This window comes from Caloramator australicus RC3 (genome assembly GCF_000297115.1).
GTDB classification, from domain to species: Bacteria; Bacillota; Clostridia; order Clostridiales; family Caloramatoraceae; genus Caloramator; species Caloramator australicus.
In genome coordinates this window covers 1-25,962 of sequence record NZ_CAKP01000115.1, presented here as the reverse complement: position 1 = coordinate 25,962, position 25,962 = coordinate 1, and the positions used below count along the sequence as shown (strand labels likewise).

At 31.9% G+C, this 25,962-nt stretch carries 24 protein-coding genes, 1 riboswitch and 1 other annotated feature; of the genes, 8 read left to right on the top strand and 16 right to left on the bottom strand.

The window, feature by feature from the left end; translation table 11 throughout:
• Together CAAU_RS11490 and CAAU_RS14010 are read left to right on the top strand one after the other, a co-directional pair.
• A partial coding sequence (locus CAAU_RS11490) for a UPF0236 family transposase-like protein (RefSeq protein WP_192811160.1) occupies positions 1 to 304 on the top strand: 304 nt, incomplete at its 5' end.
• Between the two features lie 172 nt (positions 305 to 476).
• On the top strand, positions 477 to 1,193 hold the full coding sequence (locus CAAU_RS14010; protein ID WP_008909610.1) for a L,D-transpeptidase: 717 nt from the start codon (positions 477 to 479) through the stop codon (positions 1,191 to 1,193).
• A 54-nt stretch (positions 1,194 to 1,247) separates the two neighbouring features.
• Here the strand turns inward: CAAU_RS14010 and CAAU_RS11480 are convergent, their stop codons facing one another.
• The 6 genes from CAAU_RS11480 to CAAU_RS11455 form a co-directional block, all read right to left on the bottom strand.
• Complete coding sequence (locus CAAU_RS11480; RefSeq protein ID WP_156792089.1) at positions 1,248 to 2,129, bottom strand: DMT family transporter; 882 nt, start codon at positions 2,127 to 2,129, stop codon at positions 1,248 to 1,250.
• Positions 2,130 to 2,133: 4 nt separating this feature from the next.
• On the bottom strand, positions 2,134 to 2,481 hold the full coding sequence (locus CAAU_RS11475) for an SHOCT domain-containing protein (RefSeq protein WP_008909608.1): 348 nt from the start codon (positions 2,479 to 2,481) through the stop codon (positions 2,134 to 2,136).
• A 270-nt stretch (positions 2,482 to 2,751) separates the two neighbouring features.
• Positions 2,752 to 3,549, bottom strand: coding sequence for a MetQ/NlpA family ABC transporter substrate-binding protein (locus tag CAAU_RS11470; RefSeq protein ID WP_008909606.1), 798 nt, complete (start codon positions 3,547 to 3,549; stop codon positions 2,752 to 2,754).
• Positions 3,550 to 3,562: 13 nt separating this feature from the next.
• Positions 3,563 to 4,216, bottom strand: coding sequence for a methionine ABC transporter permease (locus CAAU_RS11465; protein ID WP_008909605.1), 654 nt, complete (start codon positions 4,214 to 4,216; stop codon positions 3,563 to 3,565).
• On the bottom strand, positions 4,206 to 4,982 hold the full coding sequence (locus CAAU_RS11460) for a methionine ABC transporter ATP-binding protein (RefSeq protein WP_008909604.1): 777 nt from the start codon (positions 4,980 to 4,982) through the stop codon (positions 4,206 to 4,208). The genes CAAU_RS11465 and CAAU_RS11460 overlap by 11 nt, the downstream gene beginning before the upstream one ends.
• Positions 4,983 to 5,079: 97 nt before the next feature.
• Positions 5,080 to 5,183: riboswitch (SAM riboswitch) on the bottom strand.
• A gap of 240 nt (positions 5,184 to 5,423) precedes the next feature.
• Positions 5,424 to 8,144, bottom strand: coding sequence for a hypothetical protein (locus CAAU_RS11455; protein ID WP_040306578.1), 2,721 nt, complete (start codon positions 8,142 to 8,144; stop codon positions 5,424 to 5,426).
• 173 nt (positions 8,145 to 8,317) lie between these two features.
• On the opposite strand from CAAU_RS11455, the gene CAAU_RS11450 reads away from it, so the two are divergent.
• A complete protein-coding gene (locus CAAU_RS11450; RefSeq protein ID WP_008909601.1) occupies positions 8,318 to 8,734 on the top strand; it encodes a hypothetical protein in 417 nt (138 codons plus the stop codon).
• A gap of 76 nt (positions 8,735 to 8,810) precedes the next feature.
• Here the strand turns inward: CAAU_RS11450 and CAAU_RS11445 are convergent, their stop codons facing one another.
• Both CAAU_RS11445 and ispF read right to left on the bottom strand, forming a co-directional pair.
• Positions 8,811 to 10,532 (bottom strand): proline--tRNA ligase, encoded by a 1,722-nt coding sequence (locus CAAU_RS11445; RefSeq protein ID WP_008909600.1) that lies wholly within the window; start codon positions 10,530 to 10,532, stop codon positions 8,811 to 8,813.
• A 300-nt stretch (positions 10,533 to 10,832) separates the two neighbouring features.
• The gene (gene ispF, locus CAAU_RS11440; RefSeq protein ID WP_008909599.1) at positions 10,833 to 11,312 is read right to left on the bottom strand and encodes a 2-C-methyl-D-erythritol 2,4-cyclodiphosphate synthase; all 480 of its coding nucleotides are present in this window, start codon (positions 11,310 to 11,312) and stop codon (positions 10,833 to 10,835) included.
• 155 nt (positions 11,313 to 11,467) lie between these two features.
• On the opposite strand from ispF, the gene CAAU_RS11435 reads away from it, so the two are divergent.
• From CAAU_RS11435 to CAAU_RS11425, 3 genes are all read left to right on the top strand, one after another.
• The gene (locus CAAU_RS11435; RefSeq protein ID WP_008909598.1) at positions 11,468 to 13,480 is read left to right on the top strand and encodes a methyl-accepting chemotaxis protein; all 2,013 of its coding nucleotides are present in this window, start codon (positions 11,468 to 11,470) and stop codon (positions 13,478 to 13,480) included.
• A 145-nt stretch (positions 13,481 to 13,625) separates the two neighbouring features.
• Positions 13,626 to 14,312, top strand: coding sequence for a response regulator transcription factor (locus CAAU_RS11430; protein ID WP_008909597.1), 687 nt, complete (start codon positions 13,626 to 13,628; stop codon positions 14,310 to 14,312).
• Positions 14,299 to 15,777 carry a sensor histidine kinase gene (locus CAAU_RS11425; RefSeq protein ID WP_040306574.1) on the top strand — a complete coding sequence of 493 codons (1,479 nt, stop codon included), beginning with the start codon at positions 14,299 to 14,301 and terminating at the stop codon, positions 15,775 to 15,777. The genes CAAU_RS11430 and CAAU_RS11425 overlap by 14 nt, the downstream gene beginning before the upstream one ends.
• A gap of 296 nt (positions 15,778 to 16,073) precedes the next feature.
• On the opposite strand, the gene nrdG is transcribed toward CAAU_RS11425, so the two are convergent.
• A complete protein-coding gene (gene nrdG / locus CAAU_RS11420; protein WP_008909594.1) occupies positions 16,074 to 16,565 on the bottom strand; it encodes an anaerobic ribonucleoside-triphosphate reductase activating protein in 492 nt (163 codons plus the stop codon).
• Positions 16,566 to 16,577: 12 nt separating this feature from the next.
• On the bottom strand, positions 16,578 to 18,611 hold the full coding sequence (nrdD, locus tag CAAU_RS11415; RefSeq protein ID WP_008909593.1) for an anaerobic ribonucleoside-triphosphate reductase: 2,034 nt from the start codon (positions 18,609 to 18,611) through the stop codon (positions 16,578 to 16,580).
• Positions 18,612 to 18,937: 326 nt separating this feature from the next.
• On the opposite strand from nrdD, the gene ppcA reads away from it, so the two are divergent.
• Positions 18,938 to 20,542: a phosphoenolpyruvate carboxylase gene (gene ppcA, locus CAAU_RS11410; RefSeq protein WP_008909592.1), complete on the top strand. Its 1,605-nt coding sequence runs from the start codon at positions 18,938 to 18,940 to the stop codon at positions 20,540 to 20,542.
• 11 nt (positions 20,543 to 20,553) lie between these two features.
• Here ppcA and asnA read toward each other — a convergent pair whose 3' ends face one another.
• The 6 genes from asnA to CAAU_RS11380 all read right to left on the bottom strand — a co-directional run bounded on the left by asnA (position 20,554) and on the right by CAAU_RS11380 (position 25,518).
• On the bottom strand, positions 20,554 to 21,564 hold the full coding sequence (asnA, locus tag CAAU_RS11405; protein ID WP_008909591.1) for an aspartate--ammonia ligase: 1,011 nt from the start codon (positions 21,562 to 21,564) through the stop codon (positions 20,554 to 20,556).
• Between the two features lie 38 nt (positions 21,565 to 21,602).
• Positions 21,603 to 21,848, bottom strand: a binding site (T-box leader).
• A 35-nt stretch (positions 21,849 to 21,883) separates the two neighbouring features.
• A complete protein-coding gene (locus CAAU_RS11400) occupies positions 21,884 to 22,312 on the bottom strand; it encodes a hydrogenase maturation protease (RefSeq protein ID WP_278244346.1) in 429 nt (142 codons plus the stop codon).
• A 24-nt stretch (positions 22,313 to 22,336) separates the two neighbouring features.
• On the bottom strand, positions 22,337 to 23,683 hold the full coding sequence (locus tag CAAU_RS11395; protein ID WP_008909589.1) for a nickel-dependent hydrogenase large subunit: 1,347 nt from the start codon (positions 23,681 to 23,683) through the stop codon (positions 22,337 to 22,339).
• 9 nt (positions 23,684 to 23,692) lie between these two features.
• Positions 23,693 to 24,571: a hydrogenase small subunit gene (locus CAAU_RS11390; protein WP_008909588.1), complete on the bottom strand. Its 879-nt coding sequence runs from the start codon at positions 24,569 to 24,571 to the stop codon at positions 23,693 to 23,695.
• A gap of 11 nt (positions 24,572 to 24,582) precedes the next feature.
• Positions 24,583 to 25,023 carry a cytochrome b5 domain-containing protein gene (locus CAAU_RS11385; RefSeq protein WP_008909587.1) on the bottom strand — a complete coding sequence of 147 codons (441 nt, stop codon included), beginning with the start codon at positions 25,021 to 25,023 and terminating at the stop codon, positions 24,583 to 24,585.
• A 36-nt stretch (positions 25,024 to 25,059) separates the two neighbouring features.
• Complete coding sequence (locus CAAU_RS11380; RefSeq protein WP_008909586.1) at positions 25,060 to 25,518, bottom strand: NUDIX domain-containing protein; 459 nt, start codon at positions 25,516 to 25,518, stop codon at positions 25,060 to 25,062.
• A gap of 129 nt (positions 25,519 to 25,647) precedes the next feature.
• Between CAAU_RS11380 and CAAU_RS11375 the strand changes: the two genes are divergently transcribed.
• Positions 25,648 to 25,962: UPF0236 family transposase-like protein (locus CAAU_RS11375; RefSeq protein ID WP_040306572.1), on the top strand; the 315-nt coding region annotated here is incomplete at its 3' end.

The window sequence follows — 25,962 nt, the reverse complement described above, 5'->3', positions numbered from 1 at the left end:
GCATGTAAGCCATGTATTATCGGCGAGATTAAGCAGCAGGCCATTAGGATGGAGCAAGGAAGGATTAAAGATAATGGCAAAGCTAAGGGTATTTAGCAAGAATGGAGGAAATTTAAGGGAAATAAGTGTGTTTAAGGAAGATGAAAAAGCCTTCAAGGTAAGTAAGAAGAAAATAAAAGAAGCGATAAGAAAGATAAATAAATCTTCACGTGAAGTTATGAATAATATAACGATATTGAACATAGGGAAAGTAACGCCAATTTACAGGATATTAAAATCAATAAAATATGAAAATATAATTTAAGTTTTTTAAATTTAACAAACGCCTTGAAACTAGCTAATTTAAGGGGTTGTCTATAAAAATTAACCTACAATATCTTGACACTATCACATCTTTTAAAGTATTTATAAGTTTGATTTATTATGATAAAATATAAAAGCCAGCTGTATATCACAAAAGAGAAAGGGGATTCACATTGAAATTTATCATAAAACTAGTAGTATTAGTCCTTCTACTTAATATAATAACATTTAAAGCAAATGCTAAAGCAACATTAAGTTATGATGATATAGTAGGTTCAGATGTTGTTACCGGAATTATAGCAAAGGATACTGCAAATTTTCAAACGGGGGAGTTAGTTGAAGTAATAAAAGGAGAAAAGCAAAAATTTTATTATGTTAGAAGTTTATCAACCAATAAATTAGCTTGGGTAAAAAGTAGCGAAATAGCAATAGCCTCTCAGCAAAATATTGAAATTGAGGGGCTTGACAAGGAAATTATAGAAAATTATATAAACAATAAAAATTTTAAAACCCCTTCAAAATATCTTATCTGGGTTGATCTATTAAGACAAAATACCCATGTTTTTATAAAAGAAAGGGATGGATATAAATTAATAAAAACTATGCCATGCTCAACAGGATTAAATACAGCCCCAACTCCTAAAGGGATTTTTAGAATATCCGCAAGGGGAAAATGGTTTTACTCAAACTTTTATAGGCAAGGAGCAAAGCATTGGGTAAGATTTAGTGGACCATATCTTTTTCATTCTGTTCCTATGGACAAGCAAGGTAAGGTCGTAGATAACACCTTAGGCAAAAAAGCAAGTCATGGCTGTGTAAGGCTTAGCATCAATGATTCCTACTGGATATATAAAAATATGCCAAATGGAACGATAGTTTATATAAACTAAGAATTTTGAAGCCCCGTTAAGGATTTTTCAATCCTACGGGGCTATTTTTACGCACTATTCATCTCTTTTCAAAAGTATCACACAAATTATTACTAAAATAATTCCTATGACTTGAATAATATTTAGTCTTTCACCCATAAAAATAAAAGAAAGAACTGCTGCAGAAGGTATTTCGATTGTGCTTATTATTGAAGTTGTAACTGGCCCTACATATTTAATTGCTGCATAAAGCAAAGTTAATGGAATTATCTCACAAAATACAGCAAGTAACGCAGCGTTTTTTACAGATACAAAACTTATCGAGGATAATTTAAAAATAAACGGAAAGTTAAATATAAGTAAAACTAGTAAGGAAAAGGTAGTTGAATAAAACGTGACTAATACTTCAGGAACATCCTCAACGATGTATTTAGCATATATATTTACTCCTGCATAAAAAACTGCTGATAAAAGACCAAAAATTATGCCAATAATAATTGCTTTATTCAAATTTATATTGTGAATGTTTAAAACAAGATAGCATCCTGTTAAAGTTCCTGCAATAGCAAAAATTTTGATTTTAGAAAGCTTCTCCCTTAAAAACATAAAACTAAAAAGGGCCACCATCGTTGGATAAGTATATAAAAGTATTGTTGCAACTGCAACGTCTAGGTATTTAAAAGACGAATAGAAAAATACCGTCATCAGGGTGTTAAAAATAGCTCCCTGGATAAAAAGCTTCTTATAAAGTTCCTTTGTAAGTTTTATATTACTTTTATATTTAATTAGAGAATATATAAAAAGTATTATTCCTGCTATTATATATTGCAGCATTAAAAGATCTACGGGAGAAAAATTTTTATCATAACCATGTTTAATAAATATTCCAGAGCTTCCAAAGAATATTGCTGATAGTATTCCATATAAAAATCCCTTTACTCTCATTTTATCCTCCAAAAGATTACCACTTTTCCCTCATTATTTCTTCCCTTTTTATTTGAAATTCCTCTTCCGTTATAAGCCCATCTTCTTTTAATCTATTTAATTTCCTAAGCTTCATTTCAAAATCCTCATTTAACTCAATTTTATTATCCTCAATTTCTGCGCTCCAGGAAGGAAGCCCCTTTTTGTTTATAACGTTGTAAACTGAAGAGGCAAAAATTAAAAATGCAATGATTGTCCAAAATATCCCAAATAGTCCAAAGTTGGGAATAGCTATCATAATCCCAATAATAACAAATATTAATCCCACTATCATTGAAAATATCGCTTGTTCTTTACTTTGTTTAACTACTATTCTTTTACCCATAACCCCACCCCAATCTTTTTTAATTCTATTTTACCCGATATACATTTTTTGTCAAATCGATTAATTGCTTCTGTCCCTCATTTTAACAACTTAATAAATATTAAATCATCCTTTATCTTCTTTTCAAACTTATATCCATAAAAGTTTGCAAATTTTCTTAAGTTTTCCGCTTCAACATCAGTTTCTACCACCTACAAAAAAATAGTGTTAAATGTTATAATATATTTAGCTATAAATAAAAAAATTGTCCCAAAGATTGGGACAAAAAGATTAAAATGCAGGAACAACAGCTCCATTATATTTTCCTTCTATAAATTTTTTTACATCTTCGCTTTGTAAGGCCTTTATTAGCTCTTGAATTAATGGATTGTCTTTATCCTCAGGCCTCACTGCTAATATATTTGCATAGGGGGAGTCTTTATCTTCAATGAAAAGACTATCTTTAACAGGATTTAATTTTGCTTCTAATGCATAATTTGTATTTATAATCGCTATATCAATATCTTTTAACACCCTCGGAAGCTGCGCTGCTTCTAGCTCTTTAAATATTAAACTTTTAGGGTTTTCTATAATATCCTTTGGTGTAGTTGTTAAATTGGTTGAATCCTTTAGTTTAATAAGTCCTTGTTTTTCTAAAAGGAGCAGCGCTCTTCCTTCATTTGTCGCATCATTTGGAATAGCAACAATTGCTCTATTTGGTATTTCATCTTTGCTTTTATACTTTATTGAATATGCACCCATAGGCTCAACATGAACCTTTGCTATTGCTACTAGGTTCATCCCTCTTTCTTTATTAAACGTTTCTAAATAGGGAACATGCTGAAAAAAATTCGCATCCAGTTGCTTATCATTTAATGCTATATTAGGTGTTATGTAATCTGTAAACTCCTTAATTTCAATATTTATCCCTTTTTCTTTTAATTTAGGCTTAATAAAATCTAATATTTCAGCATGGGGAACAGGTGTTGCACCAACTACTATTTTATTACCTGAATTTGCAAATTTACTGCAACCTGTAAAGGAGACAACAATAAAAATACTTAAAATAATTGAAAAAAGTTTTTTCATTCTAATACCTCCTCTATCTTTTGTCAAATTTTCTGCTCAATTTACTTCCCATTCTTTGGATTGTTTCGACGAATAAGATTAGAATAATAACTGTTGCAATTAAAATATCCGTTCTAAATCTTTGGTATCCATATCTTATCGCTAAATCTCCTAAACCACCTCCTCCAATAGCTCCAGCCATAGCTGAATATCCTAAAATATTTATTATTGTCAAAGTAATACCAGATATTAAAGATGGAAGGGATTCCTTAACCATAACTTTAAATACAATTTGTGGAATATTTGCACCTAAAGAAACAGCAGCCTCAATCACTTTTTTGTCAACCTCATTTAACGATGTTTCAATAATTCTTGCTACAAATGGAGATGCTGCTATAGATAGAGGGACTATCGCCGCAGTTGAACCTATGCTCGTTCCTACAATTATCCTAGATAATGGAAATAAAATTATTATCATTATTATAAAAGGAATAGATCTTGCTGTATTTATTATTGAATTAAGAGCATTGTTTAAATTTAAATTTTCCAAAAGTCCTCCTTTTTGTGTTAAAACAAGCACCAATCCTATTGGGAATCCAAAAATTATTGCAAATAAAGTTGAAAAAATTACCATGTATAATGTTTCAAATAATGCACGGAATATAAGGATTATTGTTTCAGCTAACATTTTTAAATAACTCCTCCTTATCTATTTTAAAGTTGTTTTCATTAACAAACTGTTTAATTTCTATCGATTTCGGAAAGTTTAATAAATCATAAGTGTTTCCCCATTCTATTATTCTGCCGTTATTTATAAATGCAACCTTATTGCAAATTTCTTTTACGACATCCATTTCATGGGTTATTAAGATGATTGTTATTCCATATTTTTTATTAAAAAATTTTAAAAGATCTGAAATTGACCTCGTAGTTAATGGATCTAATGCTGATGTCGCTTCATCCGATAATATGTATTTAGGGTTAAGGGCTAATGCTCTTGCAATTGCAACCCTTTGTTTTTGTCCTCCAGATAGCATAGAAGGATATGCATCCTTTTTATCCTTCAAATTCACCATGTCTAAAAGCTCTAACACTCTTTGTTCTATAAAATCTTTACTATATCCTGATATTTCAAGTGGAAAAGCTATGTTTTTATATACTGTTGAATTTTGTAAAAGATTAAAATGTTGAAAAATCATCCCCATATTTTTTCTAAAGTCCCTTAGTTTTTTACCATTTAATTTTGTAATGTTAACACCATCAACGATTATTTCACCTTTGTTAGGTTTTTCTAATAAATTAAAACATCTTATTAACGTTGATTTACCTGCACCACTTGGACCTATAATGCCAAATATATCCCCATCCTCAATAGTTAAATTAACATTTTTTAAAACTTCCACCTCTTGACCTTCATTCTCAAAGGATTTATATAAACCCTTTATCATTATCATAATAACTCTCCTCTCATAATTAATATTATTTAATATATTTTATCATAAGAAAATTAAAATAAAAAAACCTACCTTCGAGATGAAAGAGGCTAATTCTCTCTCATCTCTCGGCAATATCGCCGCAGGATTTGGCACCATTGTGGATAAACCACTGGTTGCCGGGCTTCATAGGGCCAGTCCCTCCACCACTCTTGATGAGATTTTTGATATTCATTTGTCTTTATGCAAGATTATATCATCTAAATTTCATTTGTCAATAATTGTTAAATATTTTTAAAATCTCTTTATTTTTTCTAATCTAAGGTATATCGTTATTATGTTTATTCTGTATCTCTAATTTAAAATTTCTATAATTTAATAGTGAATTATATGATTTTTATATAAAAATAAAACCCTATAAAGCAGAGCAATAACTTTATAGGGTTTATTTAATATTTATTTTTAACGGCTTCCTTGTCTTATAAAAGTAACCTTTCCATTTGAATCTAAGGTAAATGATAAATCACCATAACTAATATTTCTATCCGTTTGATAACTTGGCTGTCCAAGTATGTTTATAATCTCATCCCTAGTCATTCCAACTTTAATATTGTCATAAATAGTTTCGCCAATTTTAATAAAAACTTTAATTGTTCCGCTAGTTGTAAACTCTATTAAATTTCCGTTTTTGTCAAATGTGAAGGAATCAGAAGTATATTGTGTAATTTTATATGCCCAATACATACTTCCATCATCATTTTGACTCATATAATATGGTGTTCCTTCAGCTTTTATAACGTCAAGGTAACTAGAACCAAGCATAATAGCTGGTGCATCGTTTAGTTTTTCCCCAAGGCTAACCTTTAAATTTCCATAATTAACCCATTTCTTTACTTTTCCTGTCGTTCTATCAAATGTAATGTAAGATTCTCCATATTCCCAGTGTTCTAATGTATATGAATCGTCACCAAAGGATACTTTAGTTGGTGTCCCCATAGCCTTTATGACGTCCTGCCTTTTAGATTCTAAATTAATTGCTGGTGCATTCGGATCCTTTTTTCCAATCTCCAGCTTTAAATTTTGATATGTTCTAAAGGTTGTTAATTTGCCTAAATAAAAGGCAATCTCATCTCCATTGACATAAATGGTATCAGAATCAACATAAATTTTAAAGGGCGTTCCATTTGCCTTTACAAAGTCCTGTAGTGTAGAACCAAACGTTACTGGTTTTGCATTAGGATCTTTAACTCCAAGACTAACCTTTAGATTACCCCAATTTTCCCATCCAGTTACAACAAATTGTCCGTCGATGTTATCAAGATAAACCGTGCTTTCAACATAATTATTACCATTTTTCGTTTTAATTGATGACGAGTATTTGTATATATAGAAACGGTTATTGGTATCTTGATAGCTTCCTGACTTTGGCTGTCCTTGTATCTTTATAAGGTCCTTCAATGTAGTCCCTAATGTAAAATAACTTGTGCTTGAAGTAACATTTCTTTTCCATCTTGCAAGCTTAAAGGGCTTTTCGTCGACTAAAACAATTTCACTTTTTGCTTGATTATATCCTTCCACTTTTTTAGTTTCAAAGGAAACTTCATACCAATTTCCATCCTCTGAAGGAATAATTATTCTGTATTTCCCTCCCCTTAATGCTATAGTTCCATCCTCTTTATTAACTCCTATTGTAAATACACTATTGGTTACATAGCGCTGTATTTTCTCTACAACTCCATCGTTGTAAAAGTAAATATATCCACCAAATTTAATAGGAATATAAGATCCATCTTCCCTTAAAAGTCTAAACACTAAAACCGGTTTTATTGTATAATTATTTGAATTTGTTCTAGCAATTATATTATAGTAATAAACATCAACCTTTGCAGCCTTTTTAATTAATTCATTGCTTGGCAATAGTTCCTTCCCAACAGTAAACCTTACAAATCCACTATAATTTCCTACATTTTGTTTTCCATCTACTAAAACATATTTTGAATTATCTGCATTTATTAAAAAATCAATCCTTGTATTATCATTTTGATAAATTTCTGCATCATCATAGGTCTTTATCAAATTTACTTTAGAATTTTCAGCTAAGTTTAAATAAGCTGGTTTTTTAATATAAACTTCTCTAAAGTTTCCATTTAAAATTACGCTAGCACTCTCATACACATGGACATCAACAAGCTTGTTAATTTCTGTATTTAAATTATTAATAACCACATTGCCTTTTGGAATTATAGGTTTATCAAAAACTCCTACCAAATTCAATTCAATTGTTGCATTGGCCTTTCCTTCAACAAAAATAGCTCCAAAGGAACCCGACTGAACCTCTAAAGTCATATTCCTGTTTATTTTTGTGCTGCTTATTTGACTTTCATCAGTAACAACTAATTTGTTTACATTACCTGAGTCAACTTTTAATGCTCTCGTTATTAAATGCTTTAAGGAAATTTCATTAGATTTATTCGATACTATGTTAACATTTTCTGCAAATACATTATCTAAATTGAAACCTCCTTCACTTGGTGGGTTTAAAATAAGGTTTCCTGAAATATGAACATTATTCAATGTTACATTATCTGCAAGAACATATACATCCCCATAAATAAATGCATTTTTTATAGTAACATCTTTAGCTGTTATTTTTAAAACATTGTTAATCATCTCGTTTTGTTCAACTATTTCTGATCCTATTACAGCTCCCTCTTTATCCAATATTTTTATTGGATTTTTTACTTCAAATGTTTTAGATACTACTATAGAATCATAGCCAAGCTTTGAGTTCTTTGCTTTGTTTAACGCAAGTCCTGCCCTTTTTACATAAACTGTTATATTATAGATCCCAGCTTCACTAACCGTCGTTGGCACTTTAAAATTATTTCTTCCAAGAACTTGACCTTTTGTATTATATCTTGTTGGATATCCGTTTTTAGAATTCCAAAGTTCTGTAATTTTTCCCGTGCTTAAATTTTTGATCTGCACCCTGTATTCAACTTTTCCTGGGAAGTTAGATGAGTTAACCGTAAAAATAATCTTGTCACCTATATAATATACATCTTTGACATTCGAACTGAACTTTACGATAGGATACTTAGATGTTACTGCAGCAGATGCAGAATTGGAAGATAAAAGTAAAAGAACAATAAAAAGAGAAATCAAATATAAAATACGCTTCAATGTAAAACCTCCTTAGTTTATGTAACTTCCTTAAATTATACATTGATTCAACAAAAGTTTCCATCAAAATTAATTGGTAATTATTCTTTAATTTCCCTTGCAATTTTTGCCTTTCATTTATTCACTTGCCATAACATATTTATATATTAAGAAAAAAACTGGGGGGATTTTTTTTGGAGCAAAGAAGAAATTCTGAAATAGTTTCTGTGCTTTTTAAAATGCAAAACCTACAAAAGGCTATATTAAATTCAATAAAACATCTTAAAGGAATAAAACCGCAAAAAGAATCTATGGAAAACTATAATAGCTGCTTTAATACACTTCAGGAAGCTTCCTTTTATTTTTTCCAAGCAACTGGATTTTTAAAATCCCAGTATATAGATGGATGCCTTTCATATACAAGCAAAAATTTCTTTTTAAACAAACTCTTCCTTCCTTCCTTTAAGTATTTCCAATTATTACAAAATAGCTTAAATTTAATACAAGTAGATGATATCTATCAAGAAAGCCTCATTCTTTTAAAGAACAAAATAGAATTCATAAATAATACGTTGTCTGAATTATTATCAGATATAAATTCATTTAATTAGATATGGTAAATTATAGAAATGTCAAAAAGTCAAAATGTCAAGTGGCAGGCACTAAAAAAACTGCTAAGGGTTCTCCTTAGCAGCTTTTAATCTTTACATTTCTTTCTTTGAAAACCTTTAAAACCTCATCATAAACTTCTTCTACTTTTATTTCTTTTACTTCACTTGAATTTCTAAGTTTAAATTCAACTATTCCATCTTTAATCTTCTTGCCTACAGTTATTCTAATTGGAATTCCAATAAGGTCTGCGTCGTTGAATTTAACTCCTGCCCTTTCGTCTCTATCGTCGATTAGTGTTTCTACTCCCATCTCATTGAGCTTATTGTAAATTTCTTCTGCAACTTTAACCTGAAGTTCATCCTTCATAACAACTGGAACTACTATAACGTGGAAGGGAGCAATTGATAAAGGCCATATTATTCCCTTTTCATCATGGTTTTGTTCAATAACTGCAGCCATGGTTCTATTTATTCCTATTCCATAGCAGCCCATTATAATTGGCTTTTCTTCACCTTTATCATCCACAAAGGTTGCCCCCATAGCCTGTGAATACTTTGTTCCAAGCTTAAATATATGTCCAACTTCAATACCTCTGTTTATTTTAATTTCTGCTCCACACTTTGGGCACTTGTCACCAATTGCAATATTTCTAAAGTCTCCAACTGTTCCTTCAAAGTCCCTTCCATAATTTGCATTTATCATGTGATATGCTGTTTCATTTGCACCTATAATCATGTTTTCTATATACTTTACTTCATAGTCAATTAAAAGCTCATCAACTTTAATTCCAATAGGTCCTGCAAAGCCAATATCAGCCCCTGTAGCCTTTCTGACTGTTTCAGCATCTGCAAGTTCAAGGTTTATACATTTTAAGTAGTTTATAACTTTAGTTTCGTTAACGTCCCTATCTCCTCTAACCATTACGGCAACTACTTTATCATCTGCTTTATAGATCAATGTTTTTGCAAATTTTTGTGGTGTAGTGTTAAAGAAGGAAACAAGCTCCTCAATTGTTCTTACATTTGGTGTCTCCACTTTTTGAAGCTCTTTAAGTTCTTCTTTTGCTTCCACCTTAACTTCAAATGTTGGTGCCTTTTCAATATTTGCAGCATAATCACAACTTGAACAATATACAACTTCAGCTTCTCCGATATCTGACTTTACCATAAACTCCATTGATCCAGTTCCGCCCATCGCACCTGTGTCTGCTTCTACAGCCTTATAATCAAGTCCGCATCTGTCGAATATTCTGCAATATGCCCTATACATCTTGTTAAAGGATTCATCAAGTCCCTCCCAAGATGTATCGAAACTATAGGCATCCTTCATTGTAAATTCTCTACATCTCATTACTCCAAATCTTGGTCTTCTTTCATCCCTATATTTTGTTTGAATTTGATAAAGATTAAGTGGCATATCCTTATAGGATTTTACTTCGTTTCTTATAATGTCTGTAAAAATTTCCTCGTGAGTTGGTCCAAGGCAGAATTCTCTTCCGTTTCTATCGAGAAGTTTAAACATTTCTGGGCCAAACACTTCCCATCTTCCCGATTCCTTCCATAGCTCCGATGGTAAGAGGGCTGAACAAAGTATCTCCTGTGCACCTTCTCTATTCATTTCCTCTCTAACTATCTCTTCTATTTTTCTAAGAACTCTAAGCCCAAGAGGTAAATAGTTATAAATTCCCGATGCAAGTTTTCTCATCAATGCTGCCCTTAGCATTAGTTGATGGCTTGGTATTTCAGCTTCTGCTGGAACTTCCCTTAATGTTGGCATAAATAAGTTGCTAAGTCTCATTTTTCTCCCTCCTTATGTAAGTTTCTATACAAAAAAGCCTTCACCCCTATAGGGCGAAGGCTTACTCCGCGGTACCACCTAAATTTTAACTCATTTTGGATAACGGCAAGTGCCGGCATAGCTCATCGCTAGCTGCTCCAAAGCGGGTTCGGCTAAGTGAAAACCTTTCAGCCTATGGGTTTTCTCTCTGGTATTTTAGCCTACTATTCTTTTTCACAGCATTTTTATATTTAGTTCTTTTTATAATTATATTTTTCATTTAATTTGCTGTCAATATTCTACAATATTTTTAAATTTTATTTAACACAAAGTTTTTACTAGTAAAGCAACAGCATGAACTGATATGCCCTCCCCACTACCTGTAAAACCTAAACCTTCTTCAGTAGTTGCTTTAATATTAATATCATCTATACTTATATTTAATGTTTTCGATATATTTTCCCTCATTTTTTCTATATACGGCATAAGCTTTGGTTTTTGAGCGATTATTGTAGCGTCAATATTTGATAAGGAATATCCCTTTAATTCAATAAGTTTTTTTACTTCCTTCAATAATTTTAAACTATCTGCATCTTTAAATTTTTCATCGGTATCTGGAAAATGCCTTCCTATATCTCCAAGAGCAGCTGCTCCTAATATGGCATCCATAATAGCGTGAACTAAAACATCCGCATCTGAGTGGCCCAAAAGTCCCTTTTCATAAGGTATTTCCACACCGCCTAATATAAGTTTTCTTCCCTCTACTAATCTATGAACATCATATCCGTGACCTATTCTCATCTAATTCACCCCATTTTGTAATTTTTTAAGTTATTATTTACTATTATAGCAAAAAATGTTCAAATATGATATTTTTAAGGTATGCAAACGATTGAATTTATTTTTAAAAAATTTTATAATGTTTTTAAAAGGATTGTAAAAATGGGGGGAGTATATTGAAAAGGTCTTTAAAATTAAAAACAAAAATCTCAATAATATTTTCTTTAATCTACATAATTCCACTACTCATATTTGGAGATATCCTTTATCGTAAAACTTACAATATTAACCTTAGCACAGCTTATAAAAATCTTGAAAACCTTCAAAACTATGTTTCAAGTAATATTTCTAAAGCCATGAACCAATATTCTAATTTTATTTTCATATATTCCGTTAATGAAGATTTAAAAAGAAATACCTACATATTGCAGACAAACCCTAACGATGAAACACAAAATATTTTAAATAATACATTAGATAACTATTTGGCAAATTTAGATTTAATTAATTTTATATTTATAACAGATAAAAACGGAACGATTATTTCGACTCCATATAAGCACAAGGATATGAAGGGTAAAAATTTTTCAAACTATAATTTTTTTAAAATGTGCCGTTATCAGCCAAGACCATATATTTCAGAAACATTATTAGACGATAATTTTAAGACCCCTTCAGTGGTCATAAGCAACCCGATTAAGGGTGAAAATGGAGAATTTATAGGAATATTAGGAGCGTCAATCGACTTAGAAAGGCTGGCAAGCAAATACGTAGAAGGCATTAAACTGGGGAACCATGGATTTATATTCATAATGCAAAGCGATGGAACAATAATAGCCCATCCTGATTCACAGAAATTAATGAAAAAAGATATGGCTTCAACTGAGTATGGAAAGAAAATTTTAAACAATAAAAATGGGAAAGTCAATTTTGATTATAAAGGGAAAAAATACATCGCAATATTTAGCACCAACGATTATCTTAAATGGAAATTTGTTTCAACAACTCCCTATGAGGATATAATGGCAGTTAGTAAATCCATAATGAAAACTATATTACTATTAATATCTATATCATTGTTGGCAATACCTCTCCTAATATTAATTATTTCAAGATTATTATCTAAACCTATAAATAATATATCAAAACTAATGACGAATGTTTCTAATGGTGATTTTACCGTAAGAATTCCTGTTCATTATAATGATGAAATAGGGCAAATTTCAAAAGACTTAAACAATGTTTTAGAAACGATAGGAAAATCTATTTTCAATATTAAAAATACTTCAAAAAATGTTCACAATGCTTCGACTGAACTTAATGCTATAACTGATAAAATATCAATAGCTGCAAACGAAGTTGCATGTTCAATAGAAGAAGTAACAAAGGGAATAGGGCAGCAAGCAACTGATTTAAATGATATAGTATCTCAAATTCATGATTTTTCTAAGCAGCTTGATGATATAAACTCTAATCTTTTAAATGTAAATACCAAAACCTACGAAACCGAAAGTTTAGCTAACACAGGTAAAGAAAAAATAAATAAAATAATTAATTACTTTGAAGACATCCTCTCAGGATACAAACAAGTTATAGAAAAGCTTAATGAATTATCAGAACAAATACAAAGCATTTCTAAAATAACTGATACCATAAACGGCATTGCAGAACAGACAAATCTCTTAGCATTAAATGCAGCTATAGAGGCTGCAAGAGCAGGTGAAGTTGGAAAAGGCTTTGCTGTAGTTGCTGATGAAGTTAGAAAACTCGCTGAAAAATCGCAAGAATCTTCAAATGAAATTAAAAAATTGATAGAATCTATCATCTTAGAAACCAAAGACGTTATTTCAACCTCCAATAATGTTGATGCACAAATTAAAAATCAAATAACTCTTGCAGAAGATGCAATAAATTCATTTAATAATATACTAAATTCAATTGAAAACATACCACCATATATTACCAAAACCTTTGAATCTATGAATAAAACTATAGAAGCTAAGGATACAGTTCTTTCTAAAGTTGAATCAGTATCATCTGTTGCACAGGAAATTTCAGCATCAACCGAACAAATTTCATCATCGACGCAGGAAATGGGTTCTATTATAAATGAAGTAACAGAACTCTCAAGAAAGCTTAAATCAATTTCCGAAGATCTCAATAACAAAATCAGCAAGTTTAAAGCATAGATTTTCATAGTCAACGGGTTGTTCTAAATTAATAGAATAACCCGTTTTATTAATAATTTATTAACATTTATGCAAATTTATTGTAAATATTTATCTATAAACTTTATAAGTATATTATAATTAAATGAAACGGCGAGGTGTTATTATGATGGAAACTATCCTAATAGTAGATGACGAAGAAAGATTAAGGGATCTTTTAAAGGCTTATCTTATAAAGGAAAATTATAATGTTTTTACATCAGAAAACGGATATGAAGCGTTAAAAATATTAAAGGCCCATAAGATTCACCTTGCTATAATTGATGTCATGATGCCTGTTATGGATGGTTGGACACTATTAAATGAAATAAGAAAAACCTCTTCCCTACCTGTCATAATGCTTACTGCAAAATCCGATGATGACGATAAATTATTAGGATTTGAACTTGGAACTGATATTTATCTTACAAAGCCTGTAAGTCCCAAGGTTGTAGTTGCAAATGTTAAGGCCCTTTTAAAAAGAACATATTATACAGAAGTAAATTCAAATCATACATCATATAATGGCCTATATATTGATGAGGATGCCCATAGAGTCCTAATTGACGGCGAGGAGGTTTTCCTGTCGCCAAAAGAATTTGAAATACTTCTTTATCTTTTTAAAAACAAAGGTATAACCCTAACACGAGAAAAAATACTTGACGCAATTTGGGGATTTGATTATGATGGTGACTTAAGAACAGTAGATACTCATGTAAAAAGGTTAAGGGAAAAATTAGGTTCAAAGGGATACCTTATATCAACAGTTAGAGGCTATGGATATAGGTTTGAGGTGAAACATGATAAAAAGTAAAAGTTTAACCACAAAATTGTTTTTAATAAACGCAGTAATTTTTATATCCTTCCTTCTTCTAACTATGTTATTTCTATCTCTTTTTTTTGAAAAATTTTATATCTCACAAAAAATAAACGAAACTGAAAAAACATTAATCGAATTTGTAAATAAATACAAAGAAGCCAATACTATTTCAGAGGTAGAAAGCGTCCTTTTTGAAGTGGAAGAAAAGTCAAATTCCAAAATAATGGTTTTGAGTGAAAATCTAATGCCCAAAATTTTTAGATTAGATGGTAGGGACAAGGTATTAAAAAATAGATTGCTTTTAGATGTAATAAAAGGGATTAACCGTTCACAAATGAGATTTATAAGGAAAGACAATAATATAACTACCTTTTTTTTAACTGATAAAAGTGAGCCTATAATAGGCATTGTCAGCATATATAATTTAGACAATAAAGAACTTATTATTTGTGCAACATCGTTGCAACCTATAAGTGAGGCTATACTGGTAATCAATAAAATATATGTATATTTCGTTCTGTTAGCCATTGGCATAATCCTTATATTATCATATTTATATTCCAAAATTATATCGAAGCCTCTAGTTGAAATGAATAAAGTCGCAGTAAAGATGGCAAATCTGGATTTTAGCCAAAAATGCAACATAAAATCTGAAGATGAAATAGGAAGCCTTGCAAACAGCTTAAACGTCCTCTCTGAAAATCTAAACAATGCTTTAACTTCTTTAAAAGAAGCTAATGCAAAACTTGAAGAGGACATTGAAAAGGAAAAAAAGCTGGATAAAATGAGAAGGGATTTTATTGCAGCAGTTTCCCATGATCTTAAAACACCTATTGCCCTCATTGAAGGCTATGCAGAAGCATTAAAGGATGGAATATTTGATGATAAAGAAAAAGATTATTATCTTAAAATAATACTTGATGAAACAAAAAGTATGACAAACCTTGTTGAGGATATGTTAGAACTTTCAAAGCTTGAATCAGGAAAATTTGAACTTTCAAAAGAAAACTTTAAATTGGATAAATTGATAAAAATCATAGTTAGTAAATTTAAAGGACCTATTGAAGAAAAAAATATCACTTTAAAATTAAATCTAATAGATGATATGGAAGTTTTTGCTGACTTTGATAGGATGAATCAAGTATTAACTAATTATATTACAAATGCAATAAAACATACTCCCGAAAACGGCACTATTTATATTAATATGATAAATGAAGATGGTCAAGTTAAAGTAGAGGTCGAAAATACAGGCTCCCACATTCCTGATGAGGAAAGGGAAAGAATATGGGATATATTCTATAAACTCGACAAGTCAAGAAATAGAAAACTTGGCGGAACGGGAATCGGGCTTTCTATTGTAAAAAACGTCATGCAGCTCCATGGAGGGGGCTATGGAGTTGAAAACACCAATAATGGCGTAAGGTTTTATATAACACTACCAAAAAAGGGCTGCTAAGCAGCCCTTTTCAGATTGTCGACAAACCCTCTTTGGTGTTGAAATATTGCAAGAGCCACGTGAATGGATTTCAAAAAGGCATCTCTCATAAGCTCTAGCAATTCTTGCTTTTCGACTTTTCAAAAGTCCGTAATTCTGCACACGGACGTGCAGAGCCGAGTGGCCGACACGGATGTCGGCTCACGAGGGTAGGACTTTTGAAAACAAAGAAAAACTTAGAATTGCTTAGCGAAATGAGCGAATGCCAGGGAAATCCTTCACGTGGCTTATCAAAAAAATTTTTCAATAGTCTGCTTTTAAAATTCAATTGTTACAACTTTATTTAGCTCCAAGCTCTTTTTAACATCTATTACCCTCTGATTTCTCGAACCTCTAAATTTAAGCTTTAAATCCCTTTCCTCAAGAATAAACGGACCATCTACTAAAACATCTACATTTTTTAATAGTCCCATAAAGCTTTCTTCCTTTAAAAGCTCTTCAAAATAAAATCCAGTGTAAGCTACAATATGGTAATTTTCCTTTTTGAGCATTTTTGCAAGATAAGAAAATGCTTCAGCTTGAAAAAAAGGATCTCCTCCCGTAAAGGTTACACCGTCTATAAATCTTCTTTTTAAAATATCCTCGTAAATCTCTTCAACCTTCATCCAAAATCCCTTATCAAAATCATGAGTGGATGGATTATGACATCCTTTGCATTTGTGTTTACACCCTTGGGCAAATATTGTATATCTTATCCCTGGACCATCAACAAAGCTCTCCTTCTCTATACCCGCAACTTTTATTTTCACTTTATCACCTCTTCAATTCCACCCATGCTTTACTCTATCATAAAGTTCCTTTTTCTTTGCATCATTAAATCTGTCAATAGTGGATAAATATCCTGTTATTCTCCTTATCCTTCTTATATCTTCACTACCACATTCTGGACATTCGTTATGGATAATTCCCCTATGTCCGCATACTCTGCACTCATCTATCGGGAAGTTTATTCCTGCATATCCAACATCGCATTTTGCCATCCATTTTAGTATCTTTTCAAAGGCCTCAATATTGTTTTCGACTGTAGATGGGAGTTCAACATAGCTTATATGTCCACCATTGCAAAGTTTATGGAATCTTCCCTCTATTTCAATTTTGTCAAAAATGCTAATTTCTTGTGTTACTGGAACATGGTATGAATTAGTATAATAATCCTTATCAGTAACACCTTCAATTAAACCAAACATTTTTCTATCGTATGGAACAAATCTTCCTGCTGTTCCTTCTGCCGGCGTTGCATAGCAAACAAAATTTAGCCCTGTTTCTTCTGATGTTTTATCTGTATACTTTCTTATATATTCAATTATCCTATAACCTAATTCTAATGCTTCCTTATCCTCACCATGATGCTTTCCAATAAGTGCCTTTAAGGTTTCTGCAAGTCCTATAAATCCTATTCCTAAAGTTCCATTTTTTATAGCTTCTCTTATAGTATCTTCTTCCTTTAAATTTTCTGAACCCATATAAAGCTTTTGTCCCATGAGGAAAGGAAGGTCCTTTACCCTAAGATTTGCAAGCACTTCAAATCTATGAAGAAGCTGCCTTTTACATAGATCTAAAATTTCATCTAAGTTCTTAAAGAAACCATCGATATTTCCAAATCCAGCCTTAAGAGCAAGCCTTGGAAGGTTTATTGTAACCGGTGCTATATTCCCTCTCCCTGCTGATATTTCAAGACCGTTTCTGTTTTGAATTGTTCTTGTTCTGCATCCCATATATGAAATCTCATCGCCGTATTTTGCATTGAAGCTTGAATCCATAAAGCTAAAGGTTGGATTCATTCTATGGGCTGCAACCTTCATTGCAAGTTTAAATAAATCGTAATTTGGATCACCTTCTTCAAAGTTTACTCCTTTTTTAACTCTAAACACAAGGTTAGGGAATATCGGACTTTCTCCCCTTCCAAGCCCCTTATCAAAGGCTTCAAGCATTGCTCTTATTACCATTCTTCCTTCTTCTGAAGTATCTGTTCCAAGGTTTATGCTGCTAAAGGGGACTTGTGCTCCTGCCCTTGAATGCATGCTGTTTAAATTATAAACAAGGGCCTCCATAGCCTGGAATATTTCTTCATAGGATGGCTTTTCTTTAAAGGTTCTTATAACCGCAGCCATAGCTTTATCGAAATGGGGGAAACTTTGACCGCCATACATATCGTTTTGATTGCTTTGAAGAATTATTGCTGCTTGTGCTGTTGCAGAGGATATCCTCTTTGGCGGACGAATATATCCATATCCTGTATTAAAACCATTTAATAAAAGCTTTGTAAGATCTATTTGAAGACAATTTAAAGTTTTGCCGTAAAAGTCCAAATCATGGATATGAATATCAGCATTAATATGCGCCTTTGCCATTTCTTCCGGAATCACATTATGTAAATAATACTGTTTACTTGCAGCTGAAGCAATTTGCAGCATCTTAGCTGAAGGAGAGTTCCCTATGTTTGCGTTTTCTCTGCTTGTTTCCTTTAATATTTCCTTTACAACATCCATAAGTTCGCTTTTAGCTTCTCTATATCTTGTTCTTTTTGCTCTATATAAAATATACGCCTTTGCAGTTTTTGCATGACCATTTTCTATCAAAACCTTTTCAACACAATCCTGAATAAATTCCACTGTTGGAATTTCCTCATTTGGAAGGTTGTTCATGATATAGGATATTACCTTCTCAGTTAATTCTTCGGCCTTTGAATAATCCGTTCCCCCTACGTTTTGAGCTGCCAAATAAATAGCTCTTGTAATTTTTTCCTTTGTGAAGTTTACTACTCTCCCATCCCTCTTTTTTACTTGAGTAAGCATCAAAATCTCCCCTTTTCAAAAATTACCACAATATTTTGTGCACTTTAAAAATTTTACCCACTATATATAGTTTTGTCAAATTAAGTTTATTTTATTTTTTAATCTAAAAACATATTAAATTCACTTTTTCTAAAAATATCTTTTCATATTTAAAATATTCATCATTTGACATCATGAAAATCATAATGAAATTTACTAAAATTATTATTGCAAATTCATTGAAATTTCGCCCTAAATTTATTATTATATAAGTATGTTATGAAATTTTTGTGTCATTATCTTGCATAAAAGAATAGAATATAATATATATGCTTAGGAGTGATTTTATGAAAATTCCAAAAACCATGATGACTCAACATCCTGATAACGCAGTGGAGTATATTTCTATTCAACAAGAACCAGAAGAAGCCTTGTTTTCTCTTCTCCCTCAAGATTTAGGGGGACTTGGCATTGATGAGGTTATGATAGATTTTGAAGGAAAATTAACACCTTATCATCAACCCCTTCAAGTGGCAAACGAGCTTTTTTACAATGGTCTAATCCCTGGCAAAGATGTCTTTATAACTCCAAGACTATCAAGTGCGGATAAAGAAACAGTATTTAGACAAATCATGTGCATAATGGCTGCAGTGGAAACAAATTTTTCTATGTTTGAAAAAACACAATATCAAGCAATAAAGGAAGTAATCGTCCCCATGTGCGAATCTTCTAAGGATCTTATTGATACCCTTTCTCGAATTCAATCAGTAATTGAACTTGGAAACAAAAACTTTAGTATTAAATTTAATGAAGACACAATAAATATTATTCCTCTATTCGAAGATGTGGTCTCCCTTGTAAATATCGATAATTTATTAGAAGAATTTATAGATGGTTTAAAAAATAAACCAAAGTATATAAGGTTCATGATCGGAAGGTCTGATTCCGCCTTATCCTATGGAATGGTATCAAGCGTCTTGGCAGTCATTTTATCTATTTCTAAAGCAAAGGAATTAGAAAAAAGGCACCCCACTAAAATTTACCCTATAATGGGTTGTGGTAGTCTACCTTTTAGAGGGCAACTTACCTTTGAAAATATAGAAAACTTTCTTAAGACATACTCAGGAATAAAAACCGTAACAATTCAATCGGCATTAAGATATGATCATGGATTTGAAAAAACAAGAAGCCTTGTAAAATATATAGAACAAAACATAGACAAATATAAAGCAAAGGAATTTTCAAAGGAAGAAATTTCTATAATAAAAGATTTTATCTCCATTTTTACAAAATATTATCTTAAATCCTTTTTAAAAATCGCAGAAACAGCAGCAAATATATCCATCTTTATTCCCAAAAATCGTGACAGATTAGCAGCTTCTAAGAAGGGATTATCCTATCATAGGGAATTTGTTGACCTTAATAAATTTGCAACAATAATCGAAAACGAAAAAACAAAAGAAGAAATTTTAGAAATCGATACCACCTTAAATGTAAACATCCCAAGGGCAATTTCCTTTACCGCTGCAATGTATACCATAGGGATGCCACCAGAATTCTTAGGAACAGGCCGTGCCCTTAGAGAAATTAAAAATAAATATGGTGATTTTGGAATAGAAAAGCTCATTGAAATTTATCCACAAATAAAAAACGATATGGAATTTGCTTTAAAATATGCGAATCCAAACATTACAAAGCGTTTTATTGCAGAAGAAGTAAGAAAGGAATACGAAATAGATATTGCCCTTACAAGAGAAATACTAAATCTTGATTTTGACATGGAAGCAAATATAGAAAACAGCTTTTACCATACCCTTTTAAAAACCGCAAGGCCAATACTTTTACACCTTTTAGGCAAGGAGTCTCAAATACTTGATAATAATTGTCAAGAATATAATATTTTAAAAGAATTAATTATAAAATTAGGAAGTATTAGAGGTGGATTAGGTTAATCCACCTCTATCTATAAAAGCATTATATTGTTTTCCAAACATTTCGTATATAGCTCCTCATCCCATGCGGAAACTTGAACTTCTCCTATATGGGCCTTTCTTAAAAAGAACATACATATCCTAGATTGTCCTATGCCTCCACCAACAGTATAGGGTAATTCTCCCCTAAGGAGCATCCTATGGAAGGAAAGATTAATCCTTTCCATGCACCCCGCCTTTTTAAGTTGATATATCAAAGATCTTTCATCAACCCTAATCCCCATAGATGAAACCTCAAAGGCACAGTTTAAAACCGGATACCAAAATATTATATCTCCATTTAACTTCCAATCATCATAGTCTGGCGATCTACCGTCATGTTTTATTCCTGATTTTAGTGTATCTCCTATTTGCATAATAAAAACTGCCCCTTCTTTCTTTGCAATTTCCCTTTCCCTCTCCTTTGGTGTTAAATTAGGATATAAGTCCTCAAGTTCTTGACTTGTAACAAAAAAAATGTCATCAGGCAATATAGGCGTTATTGTTTTATATTTTTTACAAATATAATCTTCCGTCCTCTTAAACACATCATAAATATCCCTTACAATCCTCTTTAATGTTTCGACGTTTCTATCCTTTTTATCTATTACAAGTTCCCAATCCCATTGATCAACGTATATTGAATGAAGGTTATCTAAAGTTTCATCTCGTCTTATTGCATTCATATCGGTGTATAAACCTTCACCTACAGAAAAACCATATCTTTTTAAGGCAAGCCTTTTCCATTTAGCTAGGGATTGAACAACTTCTAGAGTATCATCTTCAATGTCATAGGCATCAAATCCAACCGGTCTTTCTGTTCCATTAAGGTAATCGTTTAAACCACTTTTCCTTTTTACAAACAATGGTGCCGAAACCCTTGTAAGATTTAGCTTTCGTGCAAGTTCCCTTTCAAAGTAATCTTTAATATTTTTTATGGCTATTTCTGTTTCCTTTAAACTTAATAAAGGAACATAATCCTTTGGAAATATTAACCTTTTCATTTTATCCCCTCCTTTGTAATAAAAAAACCTTTCATCCCTAATGGGACGAAAGGTTACTTCCGCGGTGCCACCCAAATTGGCAAAGCCCTCTTTAACGATACGGAGATAAACTCGATATCGCCTACCTTTTAACAGCGTAGCCCCGTCTAAGCCTACTTTTGCAATTCGCAATTTCGGTTAGAGGCTCCAAGATGTTCTTCGGAATAAGTCTAGCGCTAACCTCCCACCATCGTTAGCTCGCTGAAGCATTAACTTATTCCTACTCTTCTTATCATCGCCTTTGCAATATTTTATTTTTATTTTTCTTTTTTAAAAATAATTATACTTTATAATTCAAATTTGTCAATATATTAGTAATTAAAAACAACGTTTTATTTGCAATAAAATAAATTTCATCCTGCAATTTCTTGCTAAGTCCAATTTTAAAATCGATATCTTCTACTTCTATGCCTATTATATAAATTTCTTTAGCCATTTTAGATATAATATTCCATGGAAAATAAACATGGCAAAAAAATTCATTTTGCTCGGGTAGATTGGGTTTGAATGCTTTTACTTCCCCTACCTTTCCTGAGGATATCATTGCATCTACAAAAATTACTACATCATCTTCTTCTATAATGCTAAATAAAGAATTTATATCTGTTTCTATTGCAAAAATCTTAATATTATTCTCTTCAAGCTCTTTTTTAATTATTTTCAATACCTCAACCGAAACCCCATCATCCCCCATTAAAATATTACCTATTCCAATTACCTTTACCCCATTCCTTCATCTCCTTATGGTTACATGGGTTGCACAGGATATGCAAGGATCAAAGCTTCTTACGATTCTACCAACCTCAACTATATCATTTACATCATTAATTTTAGTCCCCATCAATGCCTTTTCTGCTGTCCCAAAAGAAATTTCATCCCTTGGTGAAAAGTTCCATGCAGATGGAGTTATTATGTCATAACCATTTATAATATCTCTTTCTAAACTTACAAAGTGAAGTAATGCACCCCTTGTTGTATCTGTAAGTCCTATCCCTTCAGCTTTATCTTTAAATTGATATTTTATCCTTTCTTCAACTGGCTCTATCCTTTCTATCAAAACTTGCATTATTTTTAATATAACTGATGCCTCAAGACACCTTGCTGTTATCCTATCCATGGTTGAGTTTTGTAATTTATATCTTCCGCTTAGAATCATCCTTGCTAAAGGGCCCACCTCCATAGCCCATTTATCATATCTTGGGGACTTAACAAAGGAATAGGCTCCTTCTTTGTTAATATCTTCAACTATTTGCCCATCTTCTATCTTATACCATGAGTAAGCTATATTTTCTCTTATTTTGTCTTTATCAAACTCCTGCCTTATCCCATTTATAATGACCGAAGGCTTTAAATAGGAAAAGTCTTCATAGTCAAATAGTCCAAAACTTAAAAAATTATTATATGTGTCTCCCTTTTCAAAATAATCGTTGTAATAATTAGAAATAATATCTACATCCTCAAGCATGTAATTATCTACAAAATCCTTTATTTTATTTATCAAAGATTTTAACTCTTCTATTTTAAATCTATCCAAAGAGCCAGTTACAACTCCCGGTAAAATGCCATGATTGTGGGGCGATTTACCCCCTAAAATGGAAACTCCAACATGGGCTAGTTTACTATACTCTATGCTCTTTATATAATCCCCTTGAATTTTATTGTTTAAATTAACTGGAAGTCTATAATCCTTATGGCATGTTTCTGACACAGGATTAATAGAATCAAATTTGACATAATCCGGAACTGTAAATAGGTAAAAATGTCTTATGTGGTTTTGAATTATATCAAAGGCGTGAATTAAGTCGCGAATATATCTTACATTTAACGAAGGCGTTATTTCTAGTGCATCCTCAAGAGCCAATGTTGATGCGACAGAATGAGCTGATGAACAAATACCACATATCCTTTCGGTTAAATAAACAGCATCTAAAGCATGCCTTCCCTTTAAAATTTTTTCAAAGCCCCTAAACAGATTCCCAACCGCCTTTGCGTCAATAATTTTGTCGCCCTCAACTTCAACCTCTATCCCTAAAAATCCACTCATCCTTGTTATAGGATCTATTACAACTATCCTTCCCATATTATCCTCCTAAGTCCTGATAAAAGGCTCCATACCGTCTGGAAAATAAGCATTAGCACATCCTATACAAGGAGTATTGTCACCTATCGGCCAGTTAACACCGCTATTCCACCTTCTAGTTGGGCAATCTGTTCTTGTCACAGGGCCTCTACAGCCTAATCTAAACATACAATAGGGCTCCCCTACATTTTGTGCAAATATTCTATTGTTAAAATAGGTTCTCCTTGGGCAAAAATCATGGATGGTAAATCCGTAAAATAATAAAGGCCTTCCCTCATCATCAAGTTCTATGCCATCATTTGTTATAAGATATGCCAAAGTGCCTATAATCCAATCCGGATGGCAAGGACACCCTGGAAGATTAATTACGTCTCTTCCTAAAATCTCCTTTGCGCTTTTTGATTCTGAAGGGTTAGGATTTGCCTTTGATACCCCTCCAAAGGAGGCACATGTTCCAACGGCAATAACATGCTTTGCCTTATAACCTGAAATTTTTACAACTTCAAGGGCAGTAATTTTTTTACCCTTATAACTTGCAATTACATTGAAAAGCCCGTTTTCCCTTGTAGAGATGGCCCCTTCAACAACAAGAATAAATTCTTCTTTAATTGTTTCTAAAAAGATTTCATAGGCTTTTTCACCATCGCAGGTCATAAGGCTGTTGCTAAATTTTAAGTTGATCATGTTGTTAAGAAGATATATTACATCAGGGTAATTGGCATTTAAAAGTGAAATGGTGTTCCCAGAGCACCCAGTCCCTTCAATCCATACTACATTTGGCTTATTAACCCTTCCCTTTTTAATTTGCGTAATAGCTTCTTCTGCTAAAATGTTTGATAATGAGTTTTTGTTGTTTATAATTTCTTCTACGCAACCGCTAATCTTCAACCTATATCCCCCTAAAGATTGCTTCCCTTTAGCTTTCCTACTACTTCAAGTTTTGAAAGTTTATTCTCATTTTCATGACATTTATTATATTCCTCAGTAACGTCCTTGCCAGCCAAAACTCCAAAATGACTTCCTCCGCCCCACGAGGCAATTAAAGTTACATCATAAACAGTTCCATTTACTGCAACATAGGCGGGTTTCCCATTCCTTCCATCAAAATTTGCAAGTTCCTCTAAAGTAAATTCTTTTAACTCCCTCTTACCTTCATTTTGTCTTAAAATATTTAATGTCTCCTCTAATTTTAAATAGGCTTGGTCTATGCTGTCTATTATCATATTTTTGTAATGTTCCTTCCCAAGGGGGCATAAGGTCAAAAACTCCATCGAATAAAGTTCTTTTATTCTTTCTAAAATTCTTTCTAGATCCTCCTTTAATTTACAAATATCCTCCACAGAATCACTCCACATAATTTCTTTAGTAAAATTATATTAATTTACATCCCCTAAATATACGATATCCTCAAAACTTCCATCTTCTTTAATCACTTCAGACAATTTTTTAGGATATATTCTAACCCCCTTTAAGTTCTTTAGATCTATCCATTCTATTCCTATTTGATATGCATCCTTTTCATTTGCCTTTTCATAGTTTATTTCACCCTTTAAAAAGCATATAAACATATATTCTATTTGGTGGACATCGCTATCCCACTCTTTAAATTCATGATTTTTCCCAATGTAATCCCTTACAAACTTTAAATCTCCAACCTCAACTTCAGCACCTATTTCCTCTTTGCATTCCCTTTTCAATGCCTCTATTATATTCTCACCTTTATTTTGCCCACCACCAGGAAGAAGATAAAATATCCCAAACTGATCCTTATTTTTTGTGCATAAAAGCTTGCCATCCTTAATTATTATTGCCTTAGCAGAATTTCTAATAGACATAGTCCACCTCCAAAACCATCATAGTGTAAAATTATTGTAGGACGAAAAAGGACAAAAAATTTAAAAGAGACAACCCCTGTGGTAAAATAAAAAGTGGAAAAAACACAAATCAATAAGGGGGTGTCTCTTTTGAATAATATTATACAACATGATATTATACAACAACATTTAATAAATTTCACTACTAAATTAATAAAAAATGTAGAAGAAATGCTGTCAAAAGAATGGGATTTTACAAAACTTGTTGAGGTAGTTAAAGAATCGACTGATGAACTTGGAAGGAATATAATAAAAGACTTTTTAGAAGAATTAGATAAAGCGATTAAAGAAGATGATAAGAGAAAAAAGGAATGGATAGTTGAAAGAAAAGACAAGAAAAGTATTATTACGCTCCTAGGAGGAATAGAATATTCAAGAACATACTACAAATCAAGAAAGAGCGGA